10 protein-coding genes and 1 pseudogene are annotated in these 9,590 nt (G+C 62.5%); 4 read left to right on the top strand and 7 right to left on the bottom strand.

Features of this window, described 5'->3' with window-relative positions:
• Window positions 1–88 precede the first annotated feature (88 nt).
• Window positions 89–691: a glutathione S-transferase family protein gene (locus tag ACK1VC_RS27250; protein WP_016485408.1), complete on the bottom strand. Its 603-nt coding sequence runs from the start codon at window positions 689–691 to the stop codon at window positions 89–91.
• 145 nt (window positions 692–836) lie between these two features.
• Here ACK1VC_RS27250 and ACK1VC_RS27245 point away from each other — a divergent pair, with 145 nt between their 5' ends.
• Complete coding sequence (locus tag ACK1VC_RS27245; RefSeq protein ID WP_016485407.1) at window positions 837–2,027, top strand: benzoate/H(+) symporter BenE family transporter; 1,191 nt, start codon at window positions 837–839, stop codon at window positions 2,025–2,027.
• 82 nt (window positions 2,028–2,109) lie between these two features.
• Here the strand turns inward: ACK1VC_RS27245 and ACK1VC_RS27240 are convergent, their stop codons facing one another.
• The 3 genes and pseudogenes from ACK1VC_RS27240 to ACK1VC_RS27230 form a co-directional block, all read right to left on the bottom strand.
• Window positions 2,110–2,814, bottom strand: coding sequence for a methyl-accepting chemotaxis protein (locus ACK1VC_RS27240; protein WP_371855235.1), 705 nt, complete (start codon window positions 2,812–2,814; stop codon window positions 2,110–2,112).
• 204 nt (window positions 2,815–3,018) lie between these two features.
• Window positions 3,019–3,498: pseudogene (locus ACK1VC_RS27235) on the bottom strand (methyl-accepting chemotaxis protein); the annotation flags it as partial.
• A 755-nt stretch (window positions 3,499–4,253) separates the two neighbouring features.
• On the bottom strand, window positions 4,254–5,015 hold the full coding sequence (locus tag ACK1VC_RS27230; protein ID WP_191087373.1) for an SDR family oxidoreductase: 762 nt from the start codon (window positions 5,013–5,015) through the stop codon (window positions 4,254–4,256).
• 175 nt (window positions 5,016–5,190) lie between these two features.
• On the opposite strand from ACK1VC_RS27230, the gene ACK1VC_RS27225 reads away from it, so the two are divergent.
• Entirely contained in the window at window positions 5,191–6,192 is a 1,002-nt protein-coding gene (locus ACK1VC_RS27225) for an NADP-dependent oxidoreductase (RefSeq protein WP_023047774.1), read from the top strand.
• A gap of 196 nt (window positions 6,193–6,388) precedes the next feature.
• On the opposite strand, the gene pyrF is transcribed toward ACK1VC_RS27225, so the two are convergent.
• On the bottom strand, window positions 6,389–7,090 hold the full coding sequence (gene pyrF / locus ACK1VC_RS27220) for an orotidine-5'-phosphate decarboxylase (RefSeq protein ID WP_016485403.1): 702 nt from the start codon (window positions 7,088–7,090) through the stop codon (window positions 6,389–6,391).
• A gap of 183 nt (window positions 7,091–7,273) precedes the next feature.
• Between pyrF and ACK1VC_RS27215 the strand changes: the two genes are divergently transcribed.
• Complete coding sequence (locus ACK1VC_RS27215; protein ID WP_016485402.1) at window positions 7,274–7,441, top strand: DUF2897 family protein; 168 nt, start codon at window positions 7,274–7,276, stop codon at window positions 7,439–7,441.
• Window positions 7,442–7,495: 54 nt separating this feature from the next.
• Here ACK1VC_RS27215 and ACK1VC_RS27210 read toward each other — a convergent pair whose 3' ends face one another.
• Window positions 7,496–7,831, bottom strand: a complete 336-nt coding sequence (locus ACK1VC_RS27210) for a ComEA family DNA-binding protein (protein ID WP_016485401.1) — start codon at window positions 7,829–7,831, stop codon at window positions 7,496–7,498.
• Between the two features lie 426 nt (window positions 7,832–8,257).
• On the opposite strand from ACK1VC_RS27210, the gene wecB reads away from it, so the two are divergent.
• Window positions 8,258–9,400 carry a non-hydrolyzing UDP-N-acetylglucosamine 2-epimerase gene (wecB, locus tag ACK1VC_RS27205; RefSeq protein ID WP_096425731.1) on the top strand — a complete coding sequence of 381 codons (1,143 nt, stop codon included), beginning with the start codon at window positions 8,258–8,260 and terminating at the stop codon, window positions 9,398–9,400.
• Between the two features lie 65 nt (window positions 9,401–9,465).
• Here wecB and ACK1VC_RS27200 read toward each other — a convergent pair.
• Window positions 9,466–9,590: hypothetical protein (locus ACK1VC_RS27200; RefSeq protein ID WP_449118161.1), on the bottom strand; the 125-nt coding region annotated here is incomplete at its 5' end.

Here is a 9,590-nt window from a genome sequence, read left to right as displayed (position 1 = left end):
AGCTCCCACAGGTTTATCACAGGGCTGAATATTGTGCGGTCCCTGTGGGAGCTGGCTTGCCGGCGATAGGGCCAGCACAGGCTGACAATCAACCCACCATCGGCACATGCCGCGGGTGGCTGCTGACCCGCTCCAGCCAGGCCTGTACCGCCGGGTAATCGGCCAGGTCGAACCCGCCCTGCTGCGCCACATGGGTGTAGGCGTACAGCGCCACATCGGCAATGGAGTACTGCTCACCCACCAGGTAAGGCGTCATCTGCAGCTGTCGCTCCATCACCCTCAGTGCCTTGTAGCCGCCCTTGTGCAGCTTGCGGTACTCATCCACCCGTTCATCCGGCAGCCCCAGGTAGAACTGGATGAAGCGCGCCACGGCAATGTACGGCTCATGGCTGTACTGCTCGAAGAACTGCCACTGCAACACCTGCGTGCGCAGGCGCGGTTCGCTGGGCAGGAACTCGCTGCCATCGGCCAGGAAGTTGAGAATGGCATTGGATTCCCACAGGTAGCTGCCGTCTTCCAGCTCCAGCACGGGCACCTTGCCGTTGGGGTTCATCGCCAGAAACTCAGGCGTTTCGGTCTCGCCCTTGAGGATGTCCACCGGGTGCCATTCATACGGCCGGCCCAGCAGGCTCAACATCAGCTTGACCTTGTAGCAGTTGCCCGACTGGTAGTCGCCATAGACCTTGTACATCGCCCCTCCCCCTCCAAGCAGTTTTGCAATTGCGCCCAATAGTTGGCGACTGTACGGCTAAAAGCAATGGCCGCTGTATGGCAAGGATCAATCTTGCTCGCTGTAGTCTGAAAAAACTGCTTACACCTTTACAAGGACTTTGTTCATGACCGATGCCACTTCCGCACGCCTGCGGCCCCTGGCAGACACTTCCCCGTCGGCGGTGGTCGCCGGCTTCATCGCCATGCTCACCGGCTATACCAGTTCGCTGGTATTGATGTTCCAGGCCGGCCAGGCAGCCGGGCTGACCACCGCGCAGATCTCCTCTTGGATCTGGGCGCTGTCGATCGGCATGGCGGTCTGCAGCATCGGCCTGTCGCTGCGCTACCGCACCCCGATCACCATTGCCTGGTCTACCCCCGGTGCCGCCTTGCTGATCACCAGCCTGGGCGGTGTGAGCTATGGCGAGGCCATTGGTGCCTACATCACCTGTGCCGTGCTGGTACTCCTCTGCGGCCTCACCGGCAGCTTCGAGCGCCTGGTCAAACGGATTCCGGCTTCGCTGGCCTCGGCGTTGCTGGCGGGTATCCTGTTCAAGATCGGTAGCGAAATTTTTGTTGCGGCGCAGCATCGCACATTGCTGGTGCTGGGCATGTTCTTCAGCTACCTGCTGGTCAAGCGCCTGTCGCCGCGTTACTGCGTGCTGGCGGCGTTGCTGGTGGGCACGGCATTGTCCGGCGCCCTGGGCCTGCTGGACTTCAGCGGCTTCCACCTGGAGGTGGCCAAGCCGGTGTGGACCACACCAAGCTTCTCGTTGGCGGCAACCATCAGCATTGGCATTCCGCTGTTCGTGGTGGCCATGACCTCGCAGAACATGCCCGGCGTCGCCGTGCTGCGTGCCGACGGCTATCAGGTACCGGCCTCGCCGCTGATTTCAGCCACCGGCTTTGCCTCACTGTTGCTGGCGCCATTCGGTTCGCACGGGGTCAACCTGGCGGCGATCAGCGCGGCGATCTGCACCGGGCCACACGCCCATGAAGACCCAGGTAAACGCTACACCGCAGCGGTATGGTGCGGGATTTTCTACGGCATCGCCGGGGTGTTCGGGGCGACCTTGGCGGCGCTGTTTGCAGCGTTGCCGAAAGAGCTGGTGCTGTCGATTGCCGCCCTGGCGCTGTTCGGCTCGATCATGAACGGGCTGACCGTGGCCATGAGCGAGGCGCGCGAGCGGGAGGCGGCAGTGATTACCTTCATGGTCACGGCTTCAGGACTTACGTTGTTCTCGATTGGCTCGGCGTTCTGGGGGATTGTGGCGGGGGTGCTGGCCTTGATGATCCTCAACCCGCGCAAGGCCTGACTGCAACGCGGTAAATGTGGGAGCGGCCCTTTCGCGACACAAGGCCGCTCCCACAAAGACCGTATGCACAAAGCCTGCTGAATCACAACCTGAAATGCCCCACCATCCCCTTCAAATCAATGCCTAACTGCGCCAGTTCCACACTCGACCGGGCATTGTCCTGCATTGCCAGCGCCGCCTGATCCGCACTGCCGCGAATCTGCGTGACACTGCGGCTGATCTCTTCCGCCACCGAGCTCTGCTGCTCGGCCGCCGCAGCAATCTGCTGGTTCATCTGCTGGATCAACGAAACCGCAGCAGCAATGCTGCCCAACGCGCTCTCGGTGTGCAGCGCATCGGCCACCGCCAACCGCACCAGCTCGGTGCTGCCACGGATCTGCGCCACCGACTGCTGGGCATTGCCGCGCAGGCTGGCAACCAGTGCCTCGATCTGCTCGGTAGACTGCCGGGTACGCCGCGCCAACGCACGCACCTCATCGGCCACCACGGCAAAACCACGCCCCTGCTCGCCAGCGCGGGCGGCCTCGATGGCGGCATTCAGCGCCAGCAGGTTGGTCTGCTCGGCCACGCTTTTGATCACTTCGAGCACGTCGCCGATGGTGTGGATTTCGGCACTGAGGCTGTCGATGCCGGCGCTGGCCGTTTCCGCTGCCGACGCCAACTGCTCGATGCGCTGCATGCTCTGACGCACCACCTGCTGCCCCGAGCCGACCTTGTCGTCCGCCGCCTGGGCGGCCTGCGCCGCTTGCTCGGCATTGCGCGCCACATCGTGCACAGTGGCCGTCATCTGCTGCATGGCAGTGGCCACCTGCTCGGTTTCCTCCTTCTGGCTGCCCACCTCACGGTTGGTCTGCTCGGTCACGGCCGACAACGCCTGGGCGCTGCCAGCCAGTTGTTCGATACCTTGCTGCAACCCACTGACAATGCCCGACAGGCCCGCCGCCATCTGCTGCATGGCCTGCATCAACTGCCCCACCTCGTCGCGCCGCGGTGGCTGGGCGTCAAAGCCAAGCTCGCCAGCCGCAATGCGCTGGGCGCGGCCGATGACATGCTTGAGCGGGCCGACGACCGCGCGAGTGATCAGCCAGGCAGCCAGTACACCCACCAGCAGCGCCAAGGCAGTGGCCAAGGCAATGGCCACAGCATTGCGTTGCAGCTCGGCCTGCAGGGCCTGCTGCTGGGTCAGGTAGGCCTGGTCGACCCTCCCGGTGACCTGCTCGGCACTGGCCTGCAACTGGGCTTTGAGCCCCTGCTCACGGGCCAGCTGGTCGGTATATTCATTGAGTTTTTCCGAGAAGCTGCCAATGTGCCCCGCCACTTCGCCCAGCACGCTCTGGTAGCCGGCATCACTGACCGTGCCCTGCAACTGACCAACCAGGCTGGCAGCCTCCACTGTCTGGGCAATGCGCGCCTGGCTCACGCCCTCTTCGCCCTTGCGGCTTTTTTCCAGGCGTACGCGCGCTTCGTCCATGGCCTGCAACATCAGCCGCGATACCTGTGCCACCTGCGCAGCCTGCTCAAGAAACTCGCCCCCCTGCTGGCCCTGGGACTGCTTGAGGGTATAGACGCCGTCATCGGCCAGGCCGGCCTGCAGCACATCAAGGTTATTGGCAACGCTGGACACCGACCAGCTGGCCATGTCCAGCGCCAGCTCCTTGGCCTGCACCGCGGCTACGAAAGCCTCGAACGCCTGGCCGTAGGCCGCCAGGTCAGTTTCTGCGGCCACCAACGCCGGCAGGCCACGGGCGCGCTCGGCCAAGCCCTGCAGGCCACTGCGCAAGGCCTCGGCCTGCTGAATATCGGAGCGCAGGGCAAATGCCTGCTCATGCTGACGCAAGCGCAGCAGGTCGGTATTGAACTGTGCCAGTTGGCGCAAACTGTCGAAGCGCTGGCCAACGCTGGCCAGCGCGGCGATGCCGATGGCCGCCACCGCCAGGGTCAGCACCAGCACCAAGGCAAAGCCCAGGCCGAGTTTGCGGGCCATGCCCAGGTTGGCCAGCACACCGTGCTTGCTCGCGCCCATCGCCGATTCCCCTTCTGCGTGCGAGGTGATCCCGAAGGCCAAGGGTGGCAACGTTGCCCGCCGATGAACAAGGGCCTGGCGTCAGAATAGTGTCAAATAGCTATGAGCGTGTCGTTTTCAGCTTGGCAGAGGTCGCCCTGCATACCGGTTAGGGGCCTCGACCCGCGAATACTGCCCAGAGGCGACATGGGTGCGCACCTGGCTCAGATCGCCGTAGCCCCGCCATCCACCGTCAGGCAATGCCCGGTGGTAAACGCTGCGCCGTCGCTGCACAGGTACAGCACGGCGCTGGCAATTTCCTCGACCTTGCCAATGCGACCTATCGGGTGCATGGCGGCGGCGAACTCGGCTTTGCGGGGGTCTGCCTCGTAGGCGCGGCGGAACATGTCGGTATCGATTACCGCCGGGCACACGGCATTCACACGGATGCCCTTCTTGGCGTATTCGATGGCCGCCGACTTGGTCAGGCCTATCACTGCGTGCTTGGAGGCGCTGTAAATACTCATCTTTGGCGCCGCACCCAGCCCCGCCACCGACGCGGTATTGACGATCGCCCCACCGCCTTGGGCCAGCAGCAAGGGCAGCTGGTACTTCATGCACAGCCACACGCCCTTCACGTTAACGCCCATGATGGCATCGAACTCCGCCTCACTGCCTTCGGCCAGGCGGTGTTGCTCAATCTCGATGCCGGCGTTGTTGTAGGCATAGTCCAGCCGGCCGAATGCAGCGATCAGGCGCTCGTGCAACTGGCGCACCTCGGCGTCGCGGGTAACGTCACAGGCGATGAACAAGGCCTCGCCACCTGCGGCCTGAATCTGCGCCACCGTCGCCTCGCCACCCAGCGGGTCGAGGTCGGCCACCACCACCTTCAGGCCCTCATGGGCGAACGCCAGGGCCGTCGCCCGGCCTATGCCGGCAGCGCCGCCGGTGACCAGCGCTACCTGGCCGGAAAAGGTCATGCTCATTGCGTGCTCCTCAGGGGATGGTGGGTTTCAGAGCATAGTCAGACACCGCCAGGCCGGGCAGCATCATCACACCAACGGTTGAGCTACCATGCTTGTCAGTGATGTTAGGGACCTGCCTACATCAACAAGGTAGATTGAACACCTATCATCTTCCATTGCCCACAAGGACCCCGCCATGACCCAGACCAACCGCCGCTTCCTGCTTGCCAAACGCCCGGTCGGCGCAGTGCGCCGTGACGACTTCACCTTCGAAAGCGTACCCGCCGAACAACCTGGCGAAGGCCAGGTGCTGGTGCGCAACCTGTACCTGTCGCTGGACCCCGCCATGCGCGGCTGGATGAACGAAGGCAAGTCCTACATCCCCCCCGTGGCCCTGGGTCAGGTCATGCGTGCGCTGGGCGTGGGCGAAGTGGTTGCGTCCAACCACCCGGCGTTCAAGCCGGGCGACCACGTCAGTGGCGCCCTTGGCGTGCAAGACTACTTCACCGGCGAGCCCCAGGGCCTGCACAAGATCGACCCCAACCTGGCGCCCCTGCCCCGCTACCTGTCGGCACTGGGCATGACCGGCATGACCGCCTACTTCGCCCTGCTGGAAGTTGGCCAACCCAAGGCCGGCGAAACCGTGGTCATCTCCGGCGCTGCCGGTGCGGTGGGCAGCATTGTCGGGCAAATTGCCAAGGTCAAAGGCTGCCGCGTGGTCGGCATTGCCGGCGGGGCCGAGAAGTGCCAGTACCTGAAAGATGAACTGGGCTTTGATGGGGTCATCGACTACAAGGCCGAAGACGTGCTGGCCGGCTTGAAGCGCGAATGCCCCAAAGGTGTGGACGTTTACTTTGACAACGTGGGCGGCGACATCCTCGATGCCGTGCTGACGCGCATCAACTTCAAGGCCCGCATCGTGATTTGCGGTGCGATCAGCCAGTACAACAACAAGGAAGCGGTAAAAGGCCCGGCCAACTACCTGTCGCTGCTGGTGAACCGTGCACGCATGGAAGGGTTTGTGGTGATGGACCATGCCAAGGACTACGGCAAGGCCGCGCTGGAGATGGCCGGCTGGCTGGCCAGTGGGCAGGTGAAGAGCAAGGAGGATGTGGTGGAGGGGCTGGAGACGTTCCCCGAGACGTTGCTGAAGCTGTTCAGTGGGGAGAATTTTGGCAAGTTGGTGCTGAAGGTGTGACGTTGTGAGTTGCGTTTGGGGCTGAAAGCGCATGCCTTGAGGGGTTTAGCGCCTGTGAGATCGAGCGCCGCGCGGGCGGCGCTCGATCTCACAGGCAAAGAAAATGCCCTGCCGGACCTTCCAGCCATCACACCTCATCCAGCCCGAAAAAAAAGCCAGCACACGCGTGCTGGCCTTTTTCATTACCGGGGGCTATTTACCCACGAATCTGCGCCACCACCGCAGCCAGCGCCTGGGCCGGGTCTGTGGCCTGGCTGATCGGTCGGCCGATCACCAGGTAATCCGAACCCGCATCCAGCGCCTGGCGCGGGGTAAGGATACGGCGCTGGTCATCCTGCGCGCTGCCCGCAGGGCGAATGCCCGGGGTTACCAGCTGCAGCGACGGGTGCGCCGCCTTCAACGCCGGGGCCTCCAGCGCCGAACACACCAAACCGTCCATGCCCGCCTTTTGCGCCAGCGCCGCCAGGCGCAATACCTGCTCTTGCGGGTCGACATCCAGGCCAATACCGGCCAGGTCTTCGCGCTCCATGCTGGTCAGCACGGTCACGCCAATCAGCAATGGCTGCTGGCCGCTGCGCTTGTCCAGCACTTCACGGCAGGCGGCCATCATGCGCAGGCCACCGGAGCAATGCACGTTCACCATCCACACACCCATCTCGGCAGCAGCTTTTACAGCCATTGCCGTGGTGTTGGGGATGTCGTGGAACTTGAGGTCCAGGAACACTTCGAAGCCCTTGTCGCACAGGGTTTCGACAATGCCCGAAGCGCTGCTGGTGAACAGCTCCTTGCCAACCTTCACCCGGCACAGCGCGGGGTCAAGCTGGTCAGCCAGCTTCAGGGCGGCCTCACGGGTAGGGTAATCCAGGGCGACGATCAGGGGCGTCTGGCAGGCGGACATGGGCAGGGTCTCTTGGCAAGTCGAAAACGGCGCGCATTGTAAACGAAGTGACGCAGGCTTTGGGGCCCATGGATCACGGAATTGGCCCAGCGGCGGCTGGCTTCTATAATTGAACCAACGGAACGGGTTAATGCTCAAATTTCGTACAAGCACTGCACACCCCCCCGCTTAAGGAGTATGACAATGCCCTGGTATGCCTGGCTGATCCTCATCATAGCCCTCGGCTCCATCGTCGGCGGGCTGATGATGCTGCGCGATACGGCAAAAAAACTGCCACTGACTGACGAGCAACTGCGCAAGGTGCATGAGCGCAATGCCGAAGCGGACGCAAAGGACAACCAAGACCGCTGACGCACCAGGCGCTTGATTGAGGGCCAGGGCGACAAGCCCCAGCCCCCTCTCCCCTTACTCCACCATCACTTTGTCCCGGTTACGCTCCAGCAACGCGTTTCCGATCCCCTTGATCTCCAGCAATTCATCCACCGAAGCGAACGGCCCATTAGCCTCACGGTAGGCGACGATGGCCTCGGCCTTGGCTTTCCCTATCCCGTTCAACTCCTTCTGCAACGTCAGCGCATCAGCCTTGTTCAGGTCAAGCCGTGGCGCCTGCTGGGTCGGCATTTGGGCCACCACCGGTACCGGCTCGGGCACCGCCGTGGCGCTGGCAGGCGCCGCGCTAAGGGAGAAAGACAGGCTGGCGAACAGCGGCAGCAGCAGGTACGACAGAACGTTGTTGCGCATTGAAGAACACTCCTTGGGTTGGTCATTTTCCAGCAGCCGTTTTCCTTCGGCTGCGCAACAAACCCTAGTGCCTGCCCCCGCAGCAAAACAGCCCCCAACAGTGGCGAATGGTTACAGAAACTGTCTGCAATGGGCTCAACGTCATCTACCCAAAAAAGCCGTCAGCACGCCCACACCAGCCGTGCCCCATTTTTTATAGGCGTTTCGCTAAATTTACAGCCAGATTCTCGTTGGTCAGATACGGGCTGCCGACCTGCACCAGGCCATTCTCCTACAGCACCCGCCGCTCATGGCCCGCCTCTCAGGCAACCTGTCGCCGGCCCGCAAATCTCCTCGGCATGGCTGGCACCCTGCCAGCCTGCTGCTAGATTTGTTCAACACGGAAAACCGGTTTGCTTAAAGGACCCAAGCAAGAGGACCACCGCTGTGCCTCTCAAGACCCTCATCGTGTTCGGTACCCGCCCAGAAGCCATCAAGATGGCCCCCTTGGCCCTTCAGCTTGCTAACGACTCCCGCTTCGAGTCACGCGTGTGCGTTACTGGCCAGCATCGGCAAATGCTCGACCAGGTGCTGAAACTGTTCGAGATCAGCCCCGAGTACGACTTGAACATCATGCAACCCGGCCAGGACCTGACTGGCGTAACCACCGCGATTTTGCATGGCATCAAACCCATACTGGCTGAATTCAAGCCCGACATGGTGCTGGTGCACGGCGACACGGCCACCACCTTTGCCACCAGCCTGGCGGCGTACTACCAACAAATCCCGATCGCCCACGTTGAGGCCGGCCTGCGCACCCATAACCTGTATTCGCCCTGGCCCGAGGAGGGCAACCGGCGCCTGACCGGTGCGCTAGCCGCACTGCACTTCGCCCCTACCGCCATCTCGCACGATAATTTGCTGCGCGAAGGCATCGACCACGCCAGTGTTTTCATCACCGGCAATACAGTGATCGATGCCTTGCTGCAAGTGGTGCGCAAACTTGAGGTGCCAACACTGAGGGCTCAATTCGAGCACATGTTCCAATACCTTGCGGCTGATCGGCAGATGGTATTGATTACAGGCCACAGGCGAGAGAACTTTGGTGATGGCTTTGACCGCATTTGCCAGGCCCTGGTGCAAACCGCGCGGCAGTTCCCTGAGGTAGACATGGTGTACCCGGTGCACCTTAACCCTAACGTACGTGAGCCGGTAACGCGGTTGCTGGCGGACGTGAGCAACATCCACCTGATCGAGCCGCTGGACTACTTGCCGTTCGTTTATCTGATGACCCGTGCATACGTGATACTCACCGACTCCGGCGGTATTCAGGAGGAAGCACCAGCGCTGGGCAAACCCGTGCTGGTGATGCGCGATACCACAGAGCGGCCGGAGGCGGTAGCGGCGGGGACCGTGAAACTGGTCGGCACGCAGGTTGACGTCATAGTCGGGGAGCTGGCCAGGTTGCTGACGGATGAGCGCGCCTACCGTCAAATGAGCGTGGCGCAGAACCCCTATGGCGATGGCAAGGCATGTGACCGCATAGTTCAAGCGCTAGCCAGTTTTTGTATGAGCTTGAAAAGCGCATAGCCAGCCGTTCCAGGCAGCGAAGGGGGCTATTGCGTAGCCCCCTGCCGAGCAAGTTGGCTGACGGATCAACCGCGATGCCTACCCCGGAAGTAATCGATCAGCCCCTGGGTGGAGCCGTCTTCGGCGCTGTCTTCCAGGGTGCCAACCAGGCGTTGGTACACACCCTTGCCCAGCTCTTTGCCCAGCTCCA

This window comes from Pseudomonas sp. XP2 (assembly GCF_053557975.1).
The sequence above is the reverse complement of the archived record's forward strand: the minus strand, read 5'-3'. Positions and strand labels throughout refer to the sequence as shown.